23 protein-coding genes are annotated in these 22,102 nt (G+C 63.4%); 12 read left to right on the forward strand and 11 right to left on the reverse strand.

Annotated elements, in window-relative coordinates; translation table 11 throughout:
* Positions 1-49: 49 nt before the first annotated feature.
* The gene (locus BMF35_RS08080; protein WP_047005504.1) at positions 50-1,801 is read left to right on the forward strand and encodes an AmpG family muropeptide MFS transporter; all 1,752 of its coding nucleotides are present in this window, start codon (positions 50-52) and stop codon (positions 1,799-1,801) included.
* Here the strand turns inward: BMF35_RS08080 and BMF35_RS08085 are convergent.
* From BMF35_RS08085 to purB, 10 genes are all read right to left on the reverse strand, one after another.
* Positions 1,798-3,132 (reverse strand): bifunctional folylpolyglutamate synthase/dihydrofolate synthase, encoded by a 1,335-nt coding sequence (locus BMF35_RS08085; protein ID WP_047005505.1) that lies wholly within the window; start codon positions 3,130-3,132, stop codon positions 1,798-1,800. The genes BMF35_RS08080 and BMF35_RS08085 overlap by 4 nt on opposite strands.
* A gap of 17 nt (positions 3,133-3,149) precedes the next feature.
* Positions 3,150-4,001, reverse strand: a complete 852-nt coding sequence (accD, locus tag BMF35_RS08090; RefSeq protein ID WP_047005506.1) for an acetyl-CoA carboxylase, carboxyltransferase subunit beta — start codon at positions 3,999-4,001, stop codon at positions 3,150-3,152.
* A 9-nt stretch (positions 4,002-4,010) separates the two neighbouring features.
* Positions 4,011-4,790 (reverse strand): tryptophan synthase subunit alpha, encoded by a 780-nt coding sequence (trpA, locus tag BMF35_RS08095; RefSeq protein WP_047005507.1) that lies wholly within the window; start codon positions 4,788-4,790, stop codon positions 4,011-4,013.
* Entirely contained in the window at positions 4,787-5,299 is a 513-nt protein-coding gene (locus BMF35_RS08100; protein WP_047005508.1) for a hypothetical protein, read from the reverse strand. The genes trpA and BMF35_RS08100 overlap by 4 nt, the downstream gene beginning before the upstream one ends.
* 144 nt (positions 5,300-5,443) lie before the next feature.
* Positions 5,444-6,628, reverse strand: a complete 1,185-nt coding sequence (gene trpB / locus BMF35_RS08105; RefSeq protein WP_236781501.1) for a tryptophan synthase subunit beta — start codon at positions 6,626-6,628, stop codon at positions 5,444-5,446.
* Positions 6,629-6,765: 137 nt separating this feature from the next.
* Positions 6,766-7,416 (reverse strand): phosphoribosylanthranilate isomerase, encoded by a 651-nt coding sequence (locus tag BMF35_RS08110; protein WP_047005510.1) that lies wholly within the window; start codon positions 7,414-7,416, stop codon positions 6,766-6,768.
* A 76-nt stretch (positions 7,417-7,492) separates the two neighbouring features.
* Positions 7,493-7,804, reverse strand: a complete 312-nt coding sequence (locus BMF35_RS08115) for a hypothetical protein (RefSeq protein WP_047005511.1) — start codon at positions 7,802-7,804, stop codon at positions 7,493-7,495.
* A 3-nt stretch (positions 7,805-7,807) separates the two neighbouring features.
* A complete protein-coding gene (gene pyrF, locus BMF35_RS08120; RefSeq protein WP_047005512.1) occupies positions 7,808-8,482 on the reverse strand; it encodes an orotidine-5'-phosphate decarboxylase in 675 nt (224 codons plus the stop codon).
* The gene (locus BMF35_RS08125) at positions 8,479-9,000 is read right to left on the reverse strand and encodes a LapA family protein (RefSeq protein WP_052765867.1); all 522 of its coding nucleotides are present in this window, start codon (positions 8,998-9,000) and stop codon (positions 8,479-8,481) included. The genes pyrF and BMF35_RS08125 overlap by 4 nt, the downstream gene beginning before the upstream one ends.
* 86 nt (positions 9,001-9,086) lie before the next feature.
* The gene (gene purB / locus BMF35_RS08130) at positions 9,087-10,400 is read right to left on the reverse strand and encodes an adenylosuccinate lyase (protein WP_047005513.1); all 1,314 of its coding nucleotides are present in this window, start codon (positions 10,398-10,400) and stop codon (positions 9,087-9,089) included.
* A gap of 174 nt (positions 10,401-10,574) precedes the next feature.
* Here purB and BMF35_RS08135 point away from each other — a divergent pair, with 174 nt between their 5' ends.
* A complete protein-coding gene (locus BMF35_RS08135; protein WP_047005514.1) occupies positions 10,575-13,352 on the forward strand; it encodes a DUF3857 domain-containing protein in 2,778 nt (925 codons plus the stop codon).
* Between the two features lie 15 nt (positions 13,353-13,367).
* Here BMF35_RS08135 and radC read toward each other — a convergent pair whose 3' ends face one another.
* A complete protein-coding gene (gene radC, locus BMF35_RS08140; RefSeq protein WP_047005515.1) occupies positions 13,368-14,114 on the reverse strand; it encodes a RadC family protein in 747 nt (248 codons plus the stop codon).
* 66 nt (positions 14,115-14,180) lie between these two features.
* Between radC and BMF35_RS08145 the strand changes: the two genes are divergently transcribed.
* The 10 genes from BMF35_RS08145 to BMF35_RS08190 all read left to right on the forward strand — a co-directional run bounded on the left by BMF35_RS08145 (position 14,181) and on the right by BMF35_RS08190 (position 22,101).
* On the forward strand, positions 14,181-17,438 hold the full coding sequence (locus tag BMF35_RS08145; RefSeq protein WP_047005516.1) for an intermembrane phospholipid transport protein YdbH family protein: 3,258 nt from the start codon (positions 14,181-14,183) through the stop codon (positions 17,436-17,438).
* 47 nt (positions 17,439-17,485) lie between these two features.
* Entirely contained in the window at positions 17,486-17,680 is a 195-nt protein-coding gene (locus BMF35_RS08150; RefSeq protein ID WP_047005517.1) for a YnbE family lipoprotein, read from the forward strand.
* A gap of 28 nt (positions 17,681-17,708) precedes the next feature.
* Positions 17,709-18,089 (forward strand): YdbL family probable chaperone protein, encoded by a 381-nt coding sequence (locus BMF35_RS08155; RefSeq protein ID WP_418202106.1) that lies wholly within the window; start codon positions 17,709-17,711, stop codon positions 18,087-18,089.
* 71 nt (positions 18,090-18,160) lie between these two features.
* Positions 18,161-18,667, forward strand: a complete 507-nt coding sequence (locus tag BMF35_RS08160; protein ID WP_047005519.1) for a hypothetical protein — start codon at positions 18,161-18,163, stop codon at positions 18,665-18,667.
* A 153-nt stretch (positions 18,668-18,820) separates the two neighbouring features.
* Entirely contained in the window at positions 18,821-19,138 is a 318-nt protein-coding gene (locus BMF35_RS08165; RefSeq protein ID WP_047005520.1) for an AtpZ/AtpI family protein, read from the forward strand.
* Between the two features lie 35 nt (positions 19,139-19,173).
* Entirely contained in the window at positions 19,174-19,971 is a 798-nt protein-coding gene (locus BMF35_RS08170) for a F0F1 ATP synthase subunit A (protein ID WP_257786328.1), read from the forward strand.
* 45 nt (positions 19,972-20,016) lie between these two features.
* Complete coding sequence (locus tag BMF35_RS08175) at positions 20,017-20,244, forward strand: F0F1 ATP synthase subunit C (protein WP_011414432.1); 228 nt, start codon at positions 20,017-20,019, stop codon at positions 20,242-20,244.
* Between the two features lie 81 nt (positions 20,245-20,325).
* Entirely contained in the window at positions 20,326-20,820 is a 495-nt protein-coding gene (locus tag BMF35_RS08180) for a F0F1 ATP synthase subunit B family protein (protein ID WP_047005522.1), read from the forward strand.
* Positions 20,813-21,397, forward strand: a complete 585-nt coding sequence (locus tag BMF35_RS08185; RefSeq protein WP_047005523.1) for a F0F1 ATP synthase subunit B family protein — start codon at positions 20,813-20,815, stop codon at positions 21,395-21,397. Before BMF35_RS08180 ends, BMF35_RS08185 begins: the two co-directional genes overlap by 8 nt.
* Positions 21,398-21,540: 143 nt before the next feature.
* A complete protein-coding gene (locus BMF35_RS08190) occupies positions 21,541-22,101 on the forward strand; it encodes a PepSY domain-containing protein (RefSeq protein WP_047005524.1) in 561 nt (186 codons plus the stop codon).
* The last annotated feature ends 1 nt before the right edge of the window (position 22,102 follow it).

The following is a 22,102-nucleotide window of genomic DNA, read 5'->3' on the forward strand; positions in this document are numbered from 1 at the left end:
GCGATGGAATACGGCTAGACCGGCACGAAATAAAAAAGGGAACGCCCGCATGGCCGACGCCGCAGCCGAAACGAAGACGAAGAAGAAACCCGGCTGGGGCACGCTCGCCCGCTCGCTCAAGAACCCGAAAAGCGGCTTCATGGCGCTGTTCGGGTTTGCCAGCGGCCTGCCATTCGCGCTGTTCCTCGGCACGCTGTATGCGTGGCTGAGCGAAGCCGACGTCGATCTGGAAACGATGGGCGTCTTCTCGCTGATCGGGCTGGCCTACGCGTTCCAGTTCCTGTGGTCGCCATTGCTCGACAAGGTCGACATTCCCGGCCTCAGGCGTCTGGGCAAGCGCAAGCAGTGGATTGCGCCGATGCAGCTGGTGCTGGCTGCCGTCCTGCTGACCATGAGCATCCTCGATCCGAGGAGCCAGCTCGGCGTTTTCAGCCTGCTCGCCGCCATCGGCGCCTTTGCCAGTGCGACGCAGGATATTGCCATCAACGCGTGGCGCATCGATGTGGCGGACGAGGAAGCGACGATCGATATCCTCTCCACCATCACCCAGATGGGCTTCCGCCTCGCCAGCCTTGTCGGCGGTGCGCTGGGCCTGATCATCGCAGAGCGGATCGGCTGGCCGCAGACCTATGTGATGATGGGCATCATCATGCTGGTGATCGGCATTGCCGGCCTGTTCGCGCCCGATGCCGATGTGGAAAAACGATCCGCCGCCACTGTCGCCGCCAGCCGCGACGAAGTGGCCGAGCTCTACAATGCAGGCGAAGTGGACCAGAAAACGCGCAACTGGGCGCTGCTGGCTGTCGGGCTGCTGTGGGCATGGGCGATCGGCACGGTCATCCTCTTCATGTATCGCTCCATGACGTATGCGCCGGAATTGCGGCCCAACCCGACCGAGTTCACGGCAACCTACGGACCGCTGATCATCGTCGCCACCATCGTGGTGCCTGCCTTCATCGCCGCATGGCTCGCCAAACTGAAAAAAGATGGCCGCAACGTCATCAGCCACACCGCAGCAGCGTTCAATCCGCAGGATGTGCGCTTTACCGACCATCTTTATCGCGCGCTGGTGCTGCCGCTGGTCGAGTTCGTCGGACGTATGGGCTGGGCGCTGGTGCTGATCTTGGCGCTGGTGCTGACCTATCGCATTACCGATGCCATCTGGGGCACTTTCGCCTATCCGTTCTACCTTGGCGAGCTGAACTACACGGGTGACGAAGTGGCCTTCGCGTCCAAGTTCTTCGGCGTGGGCGCGATCATTGCCGGACTGGCGCTGGGCGGGTGGCTGATCACCGTGATCGGCCGCATGTTCACGCTGACGCTGGGCGCGGCATTGGCTGCTGCAACGAACCTTCTGTACGCCGATCTCGCGGTGGGCGGGGCGACCATGCAGGCGGGCAGCGACCTCATCGGCTTTACAGCGCTCATCAATGCCATGGCCCCGTTCGGCTCCGAAGGGCTGGCGCGGCTGACGTTCACCATCATGTGGGAGAACCTCGCCATCGGCATTGCGGGCGCCGCCTACATCGCCTGGCTCTCCAGCATCGTGAACAAGAAATACGCCGCCGTGCAATATGCGCTGCTCGCCTCGCTAACTTTGCTGGTAGGCACGCTTGGCCGCGGCGCGCTGGGCGAAATGATCGAGGACCGTGGCTATTACTACGTCTTCATCTTCACCACGCTGATCGGCCTTGTCGCCGTGGTGCTGTGCGTGCTGGAATGGATCCGCGAACGCCGCGCCGGTGCGAAAAGCGGCGTGCTGGCGCCCGACCAGACGCCCGAACTGGCAACGGGAGCCTAGTCCGGATATTCGCGGTTGGCGCTCAGCACCTTGCCCGCGAGGTAGAGCGAGCCGGTGATCAGCACGGTGCCATCGCCGGATGGCAGCGTCTCCATGGCGGTTTGCAGGTCTGGCGCGGTGGCGACCGGCTGAACGCCGGCGTTCCGGGCAATGTCGGCCAGCGCGTCCACCGCGACATGGTCGTTTCCGGCAATCGGCACGGCTGTCACACTCGCCAGATGCGGCCCGAGAATGGCGAGGAAGCGGCGCGCATCCTTTGCCGCCATCATGCCCACCAGCGCGTGGACCGGGCCTTCCAGCGTCGCCAGATGCGCGGCGATCGCCTCCGCCGCATCGGGATTGTGACCGCCATCCAACAGCACTGCGCGGCCTTGCGCCAACTCCGTTAGCGGACCGGCGGAGAGATATTGCAAGCGCGCGGGCCAGCGCGTGGTGCGAATGCCTTCCGCCATCGCTGCAGGCGAGACCGGTACGAAATCCTGGTGCCGCAGCATGGCAACCGCAAGTGCGGCATTGTCCGCCTGGTGTCGCCCGTGCATTTGCGGGAGCGGGAGCGTCAGCTCGCCATGCCGGTCGCGATAGGCGATGCTGGCAGGGCCGGCATCGGCCCACCAGTGAGACCCCCGCATGTGCAGGGGCGCGCCAGCAAGACCGGCGCGGCGCTCAATCTCCGCCTCGACATCGGGCGTGTAGCCTTGCGTAACGAGAGGTGAGCCCGGGCGCGCTATGCCGGCTTTCTCGAACGCAATCCGGACAAGCGGCCGGTCGGGCGAGGGCGCTGACGGGTCTTCGTTCAGAAGGAATGCTTCATGATCCACACCGAGAGAGGCGATGCCGCAGGCGGCGGGGCGTTCCATCACATTGGTCGCATCGAAGCGGCCGCCAAGCCCCACCTCGATCACGCAGGCATCGGCGGGGGTGCGGGCGAAGGCCAGGAAAGTCGCGGCGGTGGTGACCTCGAAGAAGCTTGGTGAGAGGCCCTCGGCAGTATCGAGAACCTCTTCCAGCAGATCGGCAAGCAACCTGTCCGATATCAGCACGCCTGCGATGCGAATGCGTTCGTTATAGCGCACCAGATGCGGCTTCGTGGCGACGTGGACGGTCTTGCCATCCGCCTCCAGCATGGCGCGCAGGAAGGCGCAGGTGGAGCCCTTGCCATTGGTGCCCGCGACATGGAAAACGGGCGGCAGCCTCTTCTGCGGATCGCCGAGCCGGCTGAGCAGCGTGCGGATCACATCCAGCCCGATGCGCCCCTGCGGCAGCGATAGCGCGCCCAGCCGGTCCAGTTGCTTCTGGACCGCAGGATCGTCCGAGATGGCGAAGTCTTTCATCGCATCCCGGGTTCTACTCAGGCAGCCTTTGCAGGCGCGAGGAATTCCAGCAGCTGCGCCAACGTCGCGCGCAGATCCTTTCGGTGCACCACCATGTCCACCATGCCGTGCTTGTGCAGATATTCGGCGCGCTGGAAGCCTTCAGGCAGCTGCTCGCGGATCGTTTCCTGGATCACGCGCTGTCCGGCAAACCCAATCAGCGCGCCCGGCTCTGCAATATGCACATCGCCCAGCATGGCGTAGCTGGCGGTAACGCCGCCCGTGGTCGGGTCCGCCAGAATGACGATGTACGGCAGGCCCGCCTCTCGCAGGCGGCGCGTCATCACCGTGGCGCGCGGCATCTGCATCAGGCTGAGAATGCCTTCCTGCATGCGCGCACCGCCAGCAGCGGTCACGCAGATGAAGGCGCATTTCTCGTCCAGCGCGCGCTGGGCCGCGGCGCAGAAAGCATCGCCCACCGCCATGCCCATGCTGCCGCCCATGAAGGTGAAATCCTGCACGCCGACCACCGCGCGGTGGCCCTTGATCGTGCCGACAGCGGCGGTGAAGGCATCATTATGCGGATTGGCCGCGCGCGCCGCTTTCAGCCGGTCGACATAGCGCTTGCTATCCTTGAAACGCAGCGGATCCTCGGTGACCTTGGGCGCGGGCAACATTTCGACATCGCCGTTGTCGAGGATCTGGTCGAGCCGGGTATCGGCGCCGATGCGGCCATGATGGTCGCATTGCGGGCACACGCTAAGATTTTCCTCGTACTCGGTGCGGAAAACCATTTCCTGACATCGCGGGCATTTCACCCAGAGATTGTCGGGCGTCTCGCGCTTGGCGACGAATGGCAGGCGCTCGCGGACTTTCGTAAACCAGTTCATGGGCTGCGCCTATCGGGCAGAATGTACGGCCTTGGCAAGCTTTTCGGTCAGCGCGCGCAGGTGCTGCGGTGCATCGTCCCCATGTTCGCCCACCAGCTCCACCAGTGCGCTGCCGACGACGACGCCATCGGCCACGCGGGCGATCTCGGCAGCCTGTTCCGGCGTGCGGACGCCGAAGCCGACAGCGACGGGCAAGTCGCTATGCGATTTGATGCGCGCGACGTTCTCGGCGATGGATTCGATTGCAGCAGACTGCTTGCCGGTTATGCCCGCGACGCTGACATAATAGAGGAAGCCCGCCGACTTATCGAGCACTGTAGGCAGGCGCGCATCGTCCGTCGTGGGCGTGGCGAGACGGATGGGCGCGATGCCTCTCGCGCGAAGGGCGGGGCCGAGATCGTCGTCCTCTTCGGGCGCGAGGTCGACGCAGATTACGCCATCGACGCCGGCCTTCTTCAGCGCATCGGCGAACCATTCCGGCCCACGCCGGATCATCGGGTTGGTATAGCCCATCACCACCAGCGGCACGTCCGGATGACGCTCGCGAAATGCGGTAGCGATGGCGAGGACGTCAGCGGTGGTCGTGCCCTTGCCGAGCGAGCGAATATTCGCCGCCTGGATCGCCGGACCATCCGCCATGGGATCGGTGAACGGCATCCCCAGCTCGATCACATTCGCTCCGCCTGCAACCAGCGCATCGAGATTCGCCGCCGTGTCGCCATCGCCAGCGGTGATGAACGCGACGAGAGCGGGGTGAGTGGCGGCAAAGGTGGTGGAGAGGCGGGTCATTTGCGTTCGGAGAACCATGTCGAGATCGAGATGCCCGCTTTGGCTACGACTAAAAGAAGTGCAAGGAAAATTGCCGCCAACGATGACCACTCTAGCCATTTCGGCATTGTGATATAGCAGGTTGTAAACATCGCTTCCGGTAGTTCGTCGCAGCTGTTGTGATTAAATATACTGGTGCCCTCGACGGCCGAGAGCATCATTGTGGCGAGCACGACCGAGCAAAACGTCCTATATTCAGCAAGACGCTCCTTCCATAAAGAATCAGGATTTTCACGTTGTAAAAAATCGAACAAATGCCACGGCGCTACAATAATGAAGTAGAATGCGAAATAAATGACCGCTTCGCCAATACCCCAGATCGACCATTCTAGGTCGTATTCGCCGTAATCGAGGTATGATTTTGGAAGATCGTAAAACCACTCCCAATTCGCCAGGAAGGTAGGAAGCGACATGCACAGTAGCATGCTCATGAACCAATGCAGCAGCTTTTGGCGGTAAGCTTCGTTCAATTAGTCACGCGCCTCTTCCCAACGAAACGCGCGCACCAGCGTCACCCCGGCCTCCGAGCCGGGGTCCAGCTGCCTTTCGCGCGGCGCCGGAAGAAGCTGGACCCCGGATCAAGTCCGGGGTGACGTCGTGCTTTGTAACGCAAATCAAATTGCCACTCCCAGCGCTTCGGCGACGGTGAAGATGTCTTTGTCGCCGCGGCCGCAGAGGTTCATCAGGATCGTCTCATCCTTACCCATCTGCTGAGCGCGTTTTGCTACCGCCGCAATGGCGTGGCTGGGCTCAAGCGCGGGGATGATGCCTTCGGTGCGGCAGAGCAGCTGGAAGGCTTCCAGAGCCTCGTCATCGGTCGAAGAGGTGTATTCCACGCGCCCCGTCTCTTTCAGCCATGCATGTTCCGGCCCGATGCCCGGATAATCCAGCCCCGCGCTGATCGAGTGGCCTTCGGTAATCTGGCCGTCCTCGTCCTGGAGCAGATAGGTTTTGTTGCCATGGAGCACACCGGGGAAGCCGCCGGCGAGGCTTGCTGCGTGTTCGTCTCCATCGAGGCCCTTGCCCGCCGCCTCGACACCCAGCAGCTTCACCTCGGGGTCGTCGAGAAAGGGATGGAACAGTCCGATGGCGTTCGAGCCTCCGCCGATGCAGGCGACCGCGAGGTCGGGCAGCTTGCCGGTCCGCTCCAGCATCTGCGCGCGTGCCTCGGTGCCGATCACGCTCTGGAAATCGCGGACAAGCTCTGGATAGGGATGCGGGCCGGCCGCCGTGCCGATGATGTAGAACGTGTCATGCACATTGGCGACCCAGTCGCGCAGCGCCTCGTTCATGGCATCCTTCAGCGTGCCGCGACCGCTGGTAACGGGACGCACTTCCGCGCCCAGCAGCTTCATCCGGAAGACATTGGGCGATTGGCGGCGCACATCCTCGGCGCCCATGAAAACGGTGCAGGGCAGGCCGAAGCGCGCACAAACGGTGGCGGTGGCAACGCCATGCTGGCCCGCGCCCGTTTCCGCGATAATGCGCGTCTTGCCCATGCGGATCGCCAGCAGGATCTGCCCGATGCAATTGTTGATCTTGTGCGCGCCGGTATGGTTCAGCTCGTCCCGCTTGAACCAGATCTGCGCGCCGCCCAGTTCTTCCGTCAAGCGCGGCGCGAAATAGAGCGGGCTGGGGCGACCGACATAATGCGCCAGCAAATCGTCGAACTCAGCCTTGAAGGCAGGGTCCACCTTGGCGGCCTTGTATTCCCGCTCCAGATCGAGGATCAGCGGCATCAGCGTTTCCGCTACGTAGCGCCCGCCGAACTGGCCGAAATGGCCGCGAGAATCCGGCATTTGCCGAAAGCTATTCGCTTTCGAGGGGGGCGGGTTGCGGAAGGAAATGGGGGTGGTCTGTGTCATCGCCCCGTCGCTTGTCACAGGGCTGCGCGCCTGTCCAGCAAGTCCAAATACCGTGGCCGATAGCGCGCCTGTCAGGCAGCCTCTGCCCGCGCGGCAAGCGCCGCTTCGCAGAATGCCCTGATCTTGCCGATGTCCTTCTTGCCCGGCTCGCTTTCAAGGCCGGAGGATGCATCCACTAGCGGCGCGCCGGTATAGCGTATGGCATTGGCGACGTTCGACGGGCCGAGCCCGCCCGCCAGTCCCCATGGCAGGGCATGCCGGTGGCCGACCAGCAGCCGCCAGTCGAGGGCGAGCCCATTGCCACCCGGCAGCGCGCCAGCCGCCGCATCGTAAAGCAGCCGGTGCGCGCTATCCTTGAAGCGCGCGGCATTCTCCAGCGCGGTGCGATCCTTGATGCCGACAGCTTTCCAGACCTCGATCGGTGCCTTCGACTTGATGAGCGCCAGCCATTCGGGCGTTTCCTTGCCGTGCAGTTGCAGCACGTCGGGCTGCACTTCCTGCAAGGCTTCGGCGGTCGGCTGGGGTTCCATATTGACCGTCAGCAGCACCACCTTGACCGAGTCCGGCACGCGCATGCGCAGCTTTGCTGCGTCGGCGATGGAGAGGTGGCGCGGGCTCTTCTCGAAATGCACCAGGCCGACATGTGTGGCACCTGCATCGACGGCGGCATCGACCGTATCGGACGTGGTGAGGCCGCAAATCTTGATAAGCTGTTCTGGCATGGCGCTTCCGTTAGGTGATTCGACAGCTTGGGGAAAGTGGGGCGATGCGGCTTAACAAATCGCTGCGCCGGATCGTTCAATCGCCAGCGTTTACACTGCGATTGCTGCGGGCGTAACCGAGGCCGATCAGGAAGGCGACCAGCCAGCTCGCCCAGAACGGCGAGAGGATCGTCCAGCCCATGCCATAGCCATAGCAACGCTCGCCCTCTTCGAGAGGCAGGCAGGCCCAAGCCAGCCCGATGATCGCATAGACCAGCAGCGGCAGCAGCGGGCCGACTACATAAAGCAGACGGCGGACCGTCACGTTGCGTATGCGCGCCGTAAGCCATGCCGCGAGGATTGCGGCAGCCATGATGGCGAAGACGATGAGCCAGCCGGTGAAAGTCATGCGCTACAGCGTCGCCTCGATATCGCGCGCGGCTTGCAGCGGATCGTCGGCCTTGCTGATCGGGCGGCCGATCACCAGCACGGATGCGCCATCGTCGCGCGCCTGGCGCGGGGTGACGACGCGTTTCTGGTCGCCCGTTGCCTTTCCGCCGGGGCGCAGGCCGGGGACGACGAAGAAGCCGTTCTTCCATTGGTCGTGCACCGATTTCACTTCCTTGCCGGAGCATACGATGCCGTCCAGCCCGCTCGCTTCGGCCAGTTCGGCGAGGCGCATGACATGATCGTGCGGCGTGCCCTCGATGCCGGTGCGCTGCATGTCGCGTTCGTCCAGGCTGGTCAGCATGGTGACGGCGACGACCTTGGTATTCTCGCCAGCCGCCGCCTTGGCATCCTCCATCATCGCGCGTCCGCCGCTGGCATGGACCGTCATGATGGCGGGCTCCAGCACATGCAACGAATGCATCGCGCCCGCGACGGTATTGGGAATGTCATGCAGTTTCAGGTCTAGAAAGATTGGTAGGCCCAGATGGGCGATCTCGTGCACGCCGTGCGCACCATGGGCACAGAAGAATTCCAGCCCCAGCTTCACCCCGCCGATATGACCGCGCACTTTTTCCGCCAGCGCTTTCGCCGCATCGAGTTGCGGCACATCCAGCGCGAGATAGACGGGATTGCTCACGTCAGGTTGCCGCGATCTTTGGCCGGGGCGACTGTGTCGTCCGGATCGACAGGAGAGGTGTTTGCGGCCTGACCGTCATCCTCTATTCCAATGCTGTTTTCCTGCATGTCGTCAGCATGCACCGTTTCGGCTTCCGCCGGTTCGGACACCGGCTCTCGCGGGCGAAGCGGCGTCGCCGGATCGCTGCGCAGGTCCGGCTCTGCCTGCACGGTGTCTTCGGGCTCGGCTTCCGTGGACGCGGCCACCGGTGTTGCAGCCGCAGTGCGCGCCGCGTTTTCGAGGCTGGCGATCTTGCGATTGAGGCGCCACTTGCTGCCGCGGTGATACAGCCACATCGGCAGGAAGCCGATCAGGAACGAGATGATGACAAGAACGGGGATTTTCGTATCGACCACGAGGTCGGGCGAAGGCTCGGCGCCCGGCCAGATGGTGACCGTGATCTCCTCCCAATTGAGGATGGAAAACAGCAGCAGGGCTACCAGCAGCAGGACCCAGATGATGGTACGCACAATCTGCATCGATGTATTCCTTCCCGAACCCTGTTTGCCGCAATGCTAGGCGCAAGGGCGGCATTTAGACAAGAGCGTGTTGGTAGCGCGCGGCCTTAGCCCGCGAATACGCGGTCGAAGATCGTGTCGACATGCTTGAAGTGATAATCGAGGTTGAACTTCTCTTCGAGCTCTTCCTCGCTCATCGCGACGCGCACTTCATCGTCGGCCTTCAGCAGCTCCAGCAGCGAAAGCTGGCCGTCCGATTCCCACACTTTCATGGCGTTGCGCTGCACCAGCCGATAGGCATTGTCGCGCGTAATGCCCGCCTGCGTCAGCGCCAGCAGCACACGCTGCGAGTGGACAAGGCCGCCCATCTTGTCGAGGTTCTTCTGCATCCTCTCGGGGTAAACCAGCAGCTTGTCGACCACGCCGGTCAGGCGGGCCAGCGCAAAATCCAGCGTGATGGTGGCGTCGGGACCGATAAAACGCTCGACCGAGCTGTGCGAAATGTCCCGCTCGTGCCACAGCGCCACGTTCTCCAGCGCGGGCAGGGCGTAGGCGCGGATCATGCGCGCCTGGCCGGTGAGGTTTTCGGTGAGGATCGGATTGCGCTTGTGCGGCATGGCGCTCGAACCTTTCTGGCCGGGCGAGAAATACTCCTCCGCTTCCAGAACCTCGGTCCGTTGCAGATGGCGGATTTCCACCGCCAATCGCTCCATCGAAGAGGCAATGACGGCCAGCACGCTAAAATACATGGCATGCCGGTCGCGCGGGATAACCTGTGTGCTGACAGGTTCGGCAGTCAGGCCCAGCTTCTCGGCGACATATTCCTCCACCGAGGGATCGATATTGGCAAAGGTGCCCACCGCGCCGGAGATGGCGCAGGTGGCGATTTCGCTGCGTGCCGCGCGCAGGCGATCGCGGCAGCGGTCGAACTCGGCATAGGCTTGCGCCAGCTTGAGGCCGAAGGTGGTCGGCTCTGCATGGATGCCGTGGCTGCGGCCGATGGTGGCGGTGTATTTGTGCTCTTCGGCGCGGCGTTTCAAAGCGTCCAGCAGCGCGTCCATATCCTCAAGCAGGATGTCGGTGGCGCGGGTCAGCTGCACGGCCAGCGTCGTGTCGAGCACGTCGCTGCTCGTCATTCCCTGGTGCATGAAGCGCGCTTCGGGGCCGACTTCATCCGCGACCCAATCGAGGAAGGCGATCACATCGTGCTTCAGCACGCGCTCTTTCTCGTCGATGGCGGCAACGTCGATCTCGGGATTGGTGTCCCACCAGTCCCACAGCGCTTTCGCTCCGCTTTCCGGCACCACGCCCAGATCGGCGAGCTTTTGCGTCGCATGCGCTTCGATCAGAAACCAGATTTCGTATTTCGATTCCGGCTCCCAGATCGCGGTCATGGCGGGGCGGGCGTAGCGGGGGACCATCGGGAAACTCCGGATTCGTTATTGTCGTGCAGGAAGCGGGTTTGGCTGCGCGGCTATAGGCCAGCGCAGCTATTGGCAAGATGTGCTCAGCACACCGTTGCTTTCATTAACACTCCATGTTCAAATAGACCACAATACGCGCGGTCGATGTCGGCTGCGCCAAGGGGGTATTTCATGCACAAGTCCATCGCTGTCCTGCCGCTTATCGCCATCGCCTGGAGTGCGCCGGCTATTGCAGGGGAAGAACCGCTTTACGCCGATGCGCCGGAATGGGTGGAGCCGGTCGATACCGATGCCGCCATTGCCGCCGGGCACGAAGTGGTGATTTTCGACCGGCATTACCGCCTGGAAGACGGGGTGGTCTCGCAATACACCGATATTGCCTACGAAATGCGCTCTTCCCAGACGCTGCAGCGTTTCGGCACGCTGCAATTCGGCTGGCTGCCGGACAAGGGCGACCTTATCATCCACCGCGTGCACATCATCCGCGATGGTGAGGTTGTGGACGTCATCGCTGGCGGTGCGCAGCCGGAAATCCTGCGCCGCGAACGGCGGCTGGAAGCGCAATCGCTCGATGGCGCGCTGACCGCGGCACTGCCGGTCCCCGGTCTGCAGGTCGGCGATATCCTGCGCTATTCCTTCAGCACGACGCTTTCGGACCAGGCGCTGCAGAACGCGATGCAGGCACAGGCGCAGCTGACGCCCGAGCCGGCCCAACTGGGCTTTGGCCGCGTGGTTTTCAGCTGGCCGGAAGACGCCGACATCCACTGGCGCGCCGTTGGTCAGGCGGGCGAGCATCAGGAGGTTACGCGCGGCGGATACGACATGGTCGAAATCGCGCTTCCCATTGCCGAGCCGGAGGAAATGCCGACCGATGCGCCCGGGCGCTACGCAGTCGGCCCGACGTTGCAGGCGGGTACTTTTGCCAGCTGGGAAGATGTGAGCCGCCTGATGGCACCGCATTTCGCCACCGAGGGTACCATCGATCCCAACGGGCCCGTTGCAGCGGAAATCGCCCGTATTGCGGCGGCGACGGATGACAAGACGCAGCAGGCCGCGCTGGCACTGCAAGTGGTGCAGGACGAGATCAACTATCTGATGAACGGCCTCGATGGCGGCAATTACCTGCCGCAAATGCCCGAGGAGACGTGGGAACTGCGCTATGGCGACTGCAAGGCGAAGAGCATGCTGCTGCTCGCCATGCTGCGCGAGCTGGATATCGAAGCGGTCGCGGTTCTGGTCGATACCAACAATTCCGATGCCGCCGCCGTTTTCCAGCCGCTGCCCGGCGCATTCAACCACATGATCGTGCGCGCCGAGATCGACGGCACCACCTATTACATGGACGGCACCAGCGCGGGCACGCGTGTCGATACGATGTACGAAGTGCCCGACTACATCTACGCCCTGCCGCTGGTCGAAGGCGGGGCGGACCTCGCCCGCGTCGAACAGCGCTGGCCCATCGCGCCAGACCAGATCGTGCGCGTGACCTACGACATGAGCGGCGGTGTCGACTTGCCAAGCCTTTACGATATCGAGGTGGAGACGCGCGGCGTCTATGCTGCGCAGTTCCGAGCACAGGCGGCGGAAACCAACCCGCAGGCCATCATCGGCAACGCCCACACCTACCTCACCAACATCGTCGATGGCATTCTGGTGGATGCGGAATACCATTATGACGAGGCGACGGGCGTGGGCACTCTACGCGCGCGCGGCCTGCAGCTGGACCGCTTCGCCCTGGACCGCGACACGGCGACCCATGCGCTGGCGACCGCTACCACCAATTGGGAATTCGCCCCCGACCGCGCGCGGCGCGCATGGCGCGACATTCCCTATGCCGTGGGCGGGCCGCTGACGATTGCGTATGAAAGCACGTACCTGCTTCCCGAGGGGGAAAGCATTGCCGTCAACGGCACGCATGACTTGGACGGCGTGACCGCTGGCACGCGCTTCAATCGCAGCATCACGGTGGAGGGGCGCCGCGTGCATATGGAAGACGGCTATAGCTATATCCCGACCGAAATTGCCGCCGGGGACATTGCCGAAGGTCGCGCGCAGATGCGGCAATTGGCCAGCGGCGATCCCCAGATTGTCATCACCGATCCCGTCCGCAGTTGGGAGCTGGACGATGCCGAGCTGGCGCGGCGCATGGCTTCGTTCGAGCAGCCGATCGACACCATGCTGACCATCGACCGCGACAATGCCGGCTATCCGCTGATGGCCGGCGTGCTGTGGATGTATGCCCGCGATCACGAGCGTGCCCTCGATTTCTTCGACCGATCGCTGGAGATCGAGGACAATCCGCAGACGCACCTTCTCAGGGCCAATGTGCTGACCCAGCTGGGCCGGTACCACGATGCACTGGCGGCGGCAGAGATCGCGCATGACCAGCAGGGCAATTTGGAAAGCGCATCGGCGCTGGCGCAGATGCTGGTGGAAATGGACCGCGCCGACGATGCGCTGGACCTGCTCGATTCGCTTGGCCTGTCCGGTCAGGATGCCAACAATGTCGTGACCTTGTGGGCCGACATTTCGGGCCATGCCGGGCGGCAGGAAGAGGCTTGGGCGCGCTTGTCGGAGGCGCTGATGGATCGTCCCGGCGACGGGCAATTGCTCAACGCGCAATGCTGGCTTGCGGGCACTTGGGAAACCAACCTCGATGCGGCAGGCGAGGTTTGCGACGAGGCGGTGAGCGCGCTCAACTACTCCGCCAGCGTGCTCGATAGCCGCGCGCTCATGCATTACCGCGCGGGCAATGTGGATGCGGCCATGGCCGATCTGGACGCCGCGCTTCGCAAGGAACCCGGTATTGCCGCCAGCATGTATCTGCGCGGCCTCATCAAGCTGGAGCAAGGCGACAGGTCCGGGGCGCAAGACCTCGAGCAGGCGCGCCGGATCGCCCCGACCATCGACCGGCAATATGGTCATTGGGGTTTGGCTCCGACGAGCTGAGCGGCCCGAAAGGGCCTAGATCAGTCCCTTGGCGCGCAGCGAGGCATGGCCCTCGCTGCCGACGATGACATGGTCATGCACCATGATACCGAGCGGACGCCCCGCTTCGGCAATGCGCTTGGTGATCTGGATGTCCGCCTGGCTCGGCTGCGGATTGCCGCTGGGGTGGTTGTGCACCAGGATCAGCGCCGATGCGCCAAGATCCAGCCCGCGCTTGATGACCTCGCGCGGATGGATCGCGGCTTCGTCCACCGTCCCATCGCCCACATGGTGATCCAGCAGTAAGCGGTTCTTGGCATTGAGATAAAGGACGCGCACGCGCTCCACGGTGAGGTGCGCCATATCGATGGCGAGATAATCCAGTAGCGCCTGCCAACTGCCCAGCACGGGCTTGTCCTGCACCTCGCTGCGCGCCATGCGACGGGCGACCAGCGCGGCGATCTTGATCTGGCCGACACTGGCTTCGCTCACGCCCTTCACCTGTTTGAGCGCGGAGGGATCGGCATTCAGCACGCCTGCCAGCGTCCCGAACCGCGCCAGCAGCGCCTTGGCCTGCGGTTTTGTGTCGCCTCTGGCGAGCGCGCCGAACAGCAGATATTCCAGCACCTCGTAATCGGCCAGAGCCTCCGCCCCGCCTTCCAGCAGGCGCTGGCGCAGGCGCGCGCGGTGGCCTGCCGTGGTCGACTTCGCGCGCGGCGCGGCATCGCTGTCAGCTGGCGCTAGCGCACTCAGCAATTCCGTCTGTCGCTCGTCAGATGCCATGCGTCCCCCGCCCGAATACGACCAGCATTGCCTTTAGCCTGCCATGCGCGCAAGTGTTGCAGCGCAATGGCGCAGGATGCCGATCAGGCCGAAGAGGCGCGTCCCGCTGGGCGCAAGCGCCGCATTGCGGGCAAGTCGGCTGGCATATTGTGCATCGCACTTCTGCTGGCACTGGCCATCGCATGGCTCCAGCGCGAACGAATCGTCGACGATGTCATCGCGGACGAGTTGGCGAAGCGCGGGATAGAAGCGACTTATACCGTGGAAAGCATTGCGACGGGCAGGCAGGTTCTGACCGATATCGTCATCGGCGATCCGGCCTTGCCGGACCTTACGATAGAGCGGATGGAAGTGCTGACCAATCCGCGCTTCGGCATGCCGGAACTGCGCGAATTGCGCCTGACACGTCCGCGCCTCTACGGCAGTTATCGCGACGGGCAGGCGAGCTTCGGTGCGCTGGACCCGCTGCTTTTCACAGACGGGGAGGAGCCGTTCGAAATTCCCGACCTGTCCGTGGTCATCGACGACGGCCGCGCCTTGATGGTGACCGACTATGGCCGGGTCGGCGTGAAGCTGGAAGGCGCCGGGCACTTGCGCGGCGGCTTTTCAGGAGAACTGGCCGCTGTCGCGCCGGAGGTGGATGCAAGCGGATGTAGTGTGCGCGAGGCTTCGCTCTACGGCACGGTCGCCATCGACGCGGAGCGTCCGCAATTCGCAGGGCCGCTGCGCTTCGCGCGTCTGCTTTGCGAAGATGGCGGAGTGGAGGTGGCCGGTGCCGGTGTCGAGCTGGTGTTGCAGGCAGAGCGCAATCTCGGCAATCTCTCGGGAAGTTACGATCTCGCTGCCGAGAGTGTCGCCATATCGGAAATACAGGCCGCGCTGCAGGGCGAAGGCCGCTTTGCCTGGCGAGATGATGACCTGACGCTGGACTATGATCTCGTGGCCGGGGATGCCAAAACGCCTTACGCCGATTTCGCCAGCCTCGCGGTGGAAGGCCGGGTGCGAGCCACCGGCAGTTTCGCGCAGATCGAAATCGAAGGCGATCTCGCGGGCGAGGACCTGCGGATGGGACCGCAGCTCGATGGTGCGATCGCCTCGCTTGCCGAAGCCGGGCAGGGTACTCTCGTCGAACCGCTCGTCAACAGGCTCGGTCTCAATCTCGCCCGCGCGCTGCGGGACAGCCGGATCGATGGCAGTTTCAACCTGCGCTTGCAGGACGGGCGCGCCAGCCTCGCCATACCCCGCGCGAACCTGCGCGGACAATCGGGCGGGAGCATCCTGTCGGTTTCGCGCGGACAGGCGACATTCGGCGATGGCGGCCTTCCGCGGTTCGCAGGCAATATTCTGACGGGCGGCGAGGGTCTGCCATTTATTCGTGGGCGAATGGAGCAGGGCGCAAGCGGCGCTGTCGAGATGCGTTTGGCGATGCGCGAATACAGCGCCGGGGCATCGCGGCTCACAATTCCCGATCTCATAGTGCGGCAAACCGCTGCTGGCGGTCTCACGGTAGACGGTAGCGCCATCGCCAGCGGTCCGATCCCGGGCGGGATGGTACGGTCGCTGGCCGTGCCACTTAATGGCTCTGTCGCACCGAATGGCGACCTGGCTTTCTGGCGCGAATGTACGCAAGTCCAATTCGCCGGGCTCGTTGTAGCGAACCTGACGCTGGAGCGCGATGCCATCCGCCTGTGTCCAGAAGGGGCGCAGCCGATCTTCAGGCAGACGGACGCCGGACTTCGATTCGCCGCCACCACCGATAGTTTGGACTTGGCAGGCCGCCTGTCGGAGACGCCGCTGCGTATTGCCTCCGGACCGGTCCGGCTTGCCTATCCCGGCACCGCTACGGCGCAGAATGTCGATGCCATCCTCGGTGGCGACGAAAGCGAACAGCGCTTCAGCTTCGCGGCGCTCACCATGACGCTGGATGGCGGCGACCCGTCGGGTGCCTTCACCGGCGGCGATATCAAGCTGGCAGCAGTCCCGCTCGACATCGGGGATGCGGATGGCGGTTGGGCATTCGCTGATGGCGTATTGCGTATCGACGACGCGGAACTGACCGTGCAGGACCGGGAGGGCCCCGACCGTTTCGAACCCATCATCGCGCGCGGCGCCTCTCTCGTGCTCGCCGATAACGTGATCAACGCCAACGCTCTCCTGCGTAATCCTGGCACCGGAATACCGCTCAGCCGCATCGACATCCGCCACGATCTCGATACCGGCGCCGGCTTCGCCGATCTCGACATCGACGGCGTGACCTTTGGCGAGGCGCTGCAGCCCGACGACCTCACGCGGCTGGCGTTGGGCGTCGTCGCGAATGTCGAAGGAACCATCACCGGCAACGGACGCATAAATTGGAACGAGGGCGGTGTGACATCGACCGGGCGCTTCTCCAGCGAATCGCTCAATCTCGCCGCCGCTTTCGGGCCGCTGCAGGGCGCCAGCGGCACTGTCGAGTTCACCGACCTGCTCGGCCTCACCACCGCGCCGGACCAGCGCATCCGCATCGCCGCAGTCAATCCCGGCATCGAGGTCTACGAGGGCGAAGTCTCCTTCCAGCTTGTCGAAGGTGAAGTTCTGCAATTGCAGCGCGCCAGCTGGCCCTTCATGGGCGGTACGCTTACCATGCGACCTATCACCATGCGGTTCGGTGAGGCGGAAGAGCGCAGCTACGTCTTCGTCATCGAAGGGCTGGAAGCCAGCCGCTTCGTCGAAAGGATAGAACTGGGCAACCTCGCCGCTTCGGGGATCTTCGATGGCACGATCCCTGTCATCTTCGATGCCGACGGCAATGGACGGCTGGAAAATGGCCTGCTCATGTCGCGCCCGCCGGGCGGTCACATTTCCTATATCGGCGAGCTGACCTATGAGGACATGTCCTTCTTCGCCAATTACGCTTTCGCCGCCTTGCGTGATCTGCGCTACGACCGGATGGAAGTGAGTATGAACGGTCCGCTGACCGGCGAGTTGGTAACGCAGGTGCGGTTCAACGGGATCGGCCAAGGCGATACGGCAGAGCGAAACATTATTACCCGCGCCATTGCCGACCTGCCAATCGATATGCGCATCAATATCCGCGCGCCGTTCCACAAGCTGATCACCTCGATCCGCGCGCTCTACGATCCCAGCGCCGTGCGCGATCCGCGCAGCCTCGGCCTATTGTCTGACGATGGCGTGCGTTTGCGCGAAGCGGTCGATCAGGAAACGGTCGACGTCATGGATGCCGCCGCCGCTGCCGAAGCGGAACGCGAATTGCAGCAGCGGCTCGATGCAGAGCCGGGCGCTGAACCCGATATTCAGGATGACGAAAGCGACGACTTGCCATGATCCGTGCCAAATTGACGTGTGGTGCGAGCCGTGCGCATACTTCCCGCATGAATGGGGCAAGGCGCATTTTTGCATCGGTGATGCTGATAGCGGGGCTGGCCGCGACGGGCGGGTGCATCAATCTGGAAGCACCAGATGAACCCATCGTTATCGAGCTCAACATCAACATCACGCAGGAAGTGATCTACCGCTTGGCCGACGATGCCGAGAACACGATTGACGAGAATGCCGACATCTTCTGATGCGGCATGTGGAGAAAGCGATATGACGATGCGCAATTCTGTCTGGAAAGCGGCGACCGGTGCGATGGCGCTGGCCTTGCTCGCCACGCCCGCGCAGGCCCAGCGCGATCCGGCCTACCAGGCGGCACGCGAAAGCGGGCAGGTGGGCGAGAAGATGGACGGCTATCTCGGCATTGTCGGCGCGTCCAACCCGACGCTTCAAGCCTTGGTGGACGATATCAATATCCGCCGCCGCGCAGTCTACGCCCAGCGCGCGCAGGCCGAGAATGCGACGCTTGAAGAATATGCGTTCACCGCTGGCTGTCTCGCCATCAGCCGCACCACTCAGGGCGAAATGTACCAGGCGCCCGATGGCAGCTGGCAACGCCGCGGTGCCGGCGCGCCGCAACGCGATCCACGCTGTCCGTAAGCGGGCTTGAACCTTCTGCGCATCCCGCCTAGCCCCGCGTGCAAATTCTTTGCACCAAACCGAGGCTTTCCATGCGCACTTCCATTCTCGCCATTCCCCTTCTCGGCCTAGCTGGCCTTGGCCTTGCCGCCTGTCAGGATACCGACCAGCCGCTGACCGAAGAGAGCGCGGCCATCTGCGACAGCATCAATGACAGCATTACCGAACTGCAAAAGCGGCACAGTTCCGAGCTGGGCGAGGCCGTGCTTATGAACCAGATGCGCTCGCAGGGGCAGCTGCCTGACGAGAACCTCGACCCTGCCGCGCTCGCGCAGTTTGCCTTGCTGCATTACGAGGCCCAGCTTTCCAACATGCTGCTGATCCTCGATGGCAATGGCTGCGCATTGCCGACCGAACCTGTCGATGGCCGCATCTATTCGCAGGCTGCCGGTCGCTGCCTGCAGGCGCGCGCCAGCGGGATTGGCGATGTCGAAGCCGCCTGCAATCGCGAAAGCTGGGAGCCCAATGCCGCGCCCGCGGAAGAGGTGGACGTGACCCCCGATGTCGAGGCGGAAGAGGACGCGCCTGCCGACGGCTGATTTCACGCCCGGAGGCGATGTCATACTTTCCGCCGAAACCGCCCGAAATCGCTTCGCCCGCGGTTGACTCGCCACAGCCCCCCTTCTAAGGGGGCGGCGCCCTTGGCGGGCACCTCTTTGCCCGTGCCATTTCCCTAATCTTGAGGAGCAGGCATGAGCGACGAGAAGCCCGCACGGGAGCCCATCGGTGAAGATGCGCGGATCGACGCGCTCGAAGAGCGGCTTAAGGCTGCACGCGAGCGGGAGGATCAGCGCAACGAACCGAAGGTCAAAGGTGCCGATGCCAGCTACAAAGCCGGCAGCCGCGCGCTGGCAGACCTGCTTGGTGGGCTTCTTGGCGGAGCGGTCGTCGGCTGGACCATCGGGTACTTTACCGACACCAATCCCTGGGCTCTGTTGATCGGCCTCGGTCTTGGTATCGTGGTCGCCTTCAGGAACATCATACGCAATTCCAGCCGGCCGCCCGAGTAGGGCAGCCGGTTCGTGCATTAGAGGGTATCACCGACGTGGCAGGCGCAGCGCCCCAACAGACGGCAAGTGTCGATCCGATGTACCAGTTCACCGTCGAACCGATGTTCGGCGAGAGCATGGAACTGGCCGGTTACAACATCGCCTTCACCAATTCCGCCATGTGGATGGTGATCACCGCGGTCGTGCTGTTCCTGTTCATGCTGGGCGGCATGAAGCGCGAGCTGGTGCCGGGGCGCTGGCAGATGACGGTGGAGACCTTCACCGGCTTCATCGACGACATGCTGGAAGCCAATGTCGGCAAGGAAGGGCGCAAGTATGTGCCCTACATCTTCAGCCTCTTCATGTTCATCCTCATCGCCAACCTGCTCGGCCTGTTGCCGCTGGGCATTGTCGGCGTGCACCCGTTCACATTCACCAGCCACTTCACCGTTACAGGCGTGCTGGCGATCATTAGCTTCTCGATCGTACTGATAGTCGGCTTCTTCAAGCACGGGCTGAAGTTCTTCACCCTGTTCGTGCCGCATGGCACGCCGGTGGCGATGATCCCGGTGATCTTCCCGATCGAACTGATCAGTTTCCTCGTGCGCCCCTTCAGCCTCGCACTGCGCCTGTTTGTCGCCATGATGGCCGGCCACGTGCTGTTGAAAGTGCTCTCCAGCTTCGTCATCGACGGCTGGAATGCGGGCGCCGGTTTCGGCCTTTTGGTCGGCGTTCCCAGCTTCATCCTGATGATCGGCATCTCCGCACTGGAGATCCTCGTGGCCGGCATCCAGGCCTACGTTTTTGCGCTGCTTTCGTCGCTTTACATCAACGACGCAGAGCACCTGCACTAAGTTTTCAATCCAACGCTCAACGATACTTTTTGAAAGGAATTTATAATGGACGCAGAAGCTGCAAAGCTGGTTGGTGCCGGCCTCGCTGCAATCGGTGCCGGCATGGCCGCCATCGGTGTGGGTAACGTATTTGGCTCCTTCCTCGAAAGCGCGCTGCGCAATCCGGGTGCCGCAGACGGCCAGCAGGGCCGCCTGTTCATCGGCTTCGCCGCAGCCGAGCTTCTCGGCCTGCTGGCCTTCGTCGTCGCGATGATCCTGATCTTCGTCGCCTAACACGACATGTTCGCGCCGGGCGGCCCGTAATGTCCGTCCGGCACGAAACACCCTGACGCGAATTACACCCGGAATCCGCCCATGCCCCAGATAGCCCAGATTATGGAAACGTGGTCCAGCCAGATGTTCTGGCTGCTGGTCACGTTCGGCTTTGTCTATTTCGTGATCGGTCGCGGCATGGTGCCCAAGGTAATGGATACGGTGGGCATGCGCGACAAGCAGATCGCGGATGACCTTGCCGCAGCGCAGGGCGCGCGCGACGCCGCCGACGAAGCGGAAGAGGCGTGGCGCAAGCGTGAGAACGCCAATCGCGAAGCGGCGCAGGCGCTGGTAAGCGAGGCCAAGGCCAAGTCGCAGGCCCGCACCGAAGCGAAGCTCGCCGAAGTGCAGACCCGCATCGACGCGCAGCTTGACGAGGCCGAGACCGGCATCGCCACGGCCCGTGCCGAAGCCGCCAAGGAAATCGAGACCGTTGCTGCCGAAGCCGCGCAGGAAATCGCTGCCCGCCTCGCGCATGTGACAGTCAACAAGACGGCGGCCCGTTCCGCCGTGAAGAAGGCAATGGCCAATGGCTAATCCCGAAACCTCCGACCTGCCCGAAGTCTTTGCCACCGACGCTGCCGATGCGGTTGTCGAGGTAGAGCCCGGCCAGGCTGGCGAGCATATCGAACCCTCGCTGCTGGGGCTGGAGCCTTATCAGTGGGTGTCCATTGCCATGGTCGCCCTGCTGCTGATCGCTTTCGGCATGATGAAAGTTCACAAGACCATCGCCGGCGGGCTGGATGGCAAGATCGCAGCCATCAAGGCCAATCTGGACGAAGCCAAGCAGCTTCGCGCCGAGGCCGAGGCGCTGCGCGAGGAATATGCCGCCAAGATCGCCGGTGCCGAGAAAGACGCCGAAGCGATGCTGGAAAATGCGCGCCGTGAGGCCGATGGCATCGTCGCCAAGGCCGAGGAAGACACTGCCGCCATGATCGCGCGCCGCGAACGCATGGCGCAGGACAAGATCGCCGCCGCCGAGCGCCAGGCCATTGCCGACCTCAAGGCGCGCGCTGCCGACGCCAGCACCGCAGCTGCCGCGCAACTGATCGCCGCCAATCACGATGCCGCCGCCGACAAGGCTCTGGCCGACGAAGTGATCGCCAATATCTGATCGCCGCTTGCGAGCGAAAGCAAGGCGCGCCGCGAGCAATTGCGGCGCGCTTTTTTGTTGGCTTTTCGCTGCAAGCTGATATTGCGACCCAATTGCAATAAGGCCGCGCCGAGCGGCCTCGCTCTCAAGGATCGTTACTTCTCATGAACCGCGCTTTTCTCACCAAGCTGCATCTGGTTGCAGCTGCCTTCATGTTCCCTGCCGTGCTGATGTTTCTCGTCACCGGTGCGCTGTATACGTGGGGCAATAAGGGCGCGTGGTATGAAAGCAGCCAGACGGTGGCGCTCGATCGCGCCTTTGCCGAGCTGGACGAAGCGGGCTTGCGCGATGCGGCCTTGAGCGCACTTGCGGTGGAAGACCTGCCCGAACCCAGCGGCGCGATCAGCGTGAGCGGGGAGGGCGCGGAGCAGTCGCTTAGCTGGGTCGGCGCGCGCAGCGAGGCCTCCGTCAGCGCGGGTGCGGAGCCGGCTACGGCGGAAGTCGCGGTGAAGGAAGCGAGCGTGCACCGTTGGCTGGTGCAACTGCACAAGGCGAAGGGCAGCGTGTGGTTCAAGGTGTACGCCACGCTGCTGGCCGTGGTGCTGTTCATGCTGGTCGTGTCCGGTGTCATCATGGGCATGCAGGTCAAGGCGCTGCGCCGGATGACCGTGGTGAGCAGCCTGGCCGGCGCGGTAGCTTTCGTCGGCTTCGTCCTGCTGGGCTAGC

This window comes from Aurantiacibacter gangjinensis (assembly GCF_001886695.1).
Taxonomy (GTDB): domain Bacteria; phylum Pseudomonadota; class Alphaproteobacteria; order Sphingomonadales; family Sphingomonadaceae; genus Alteraurantiacibacter; species Alteraurantiacibacter gangjinensis.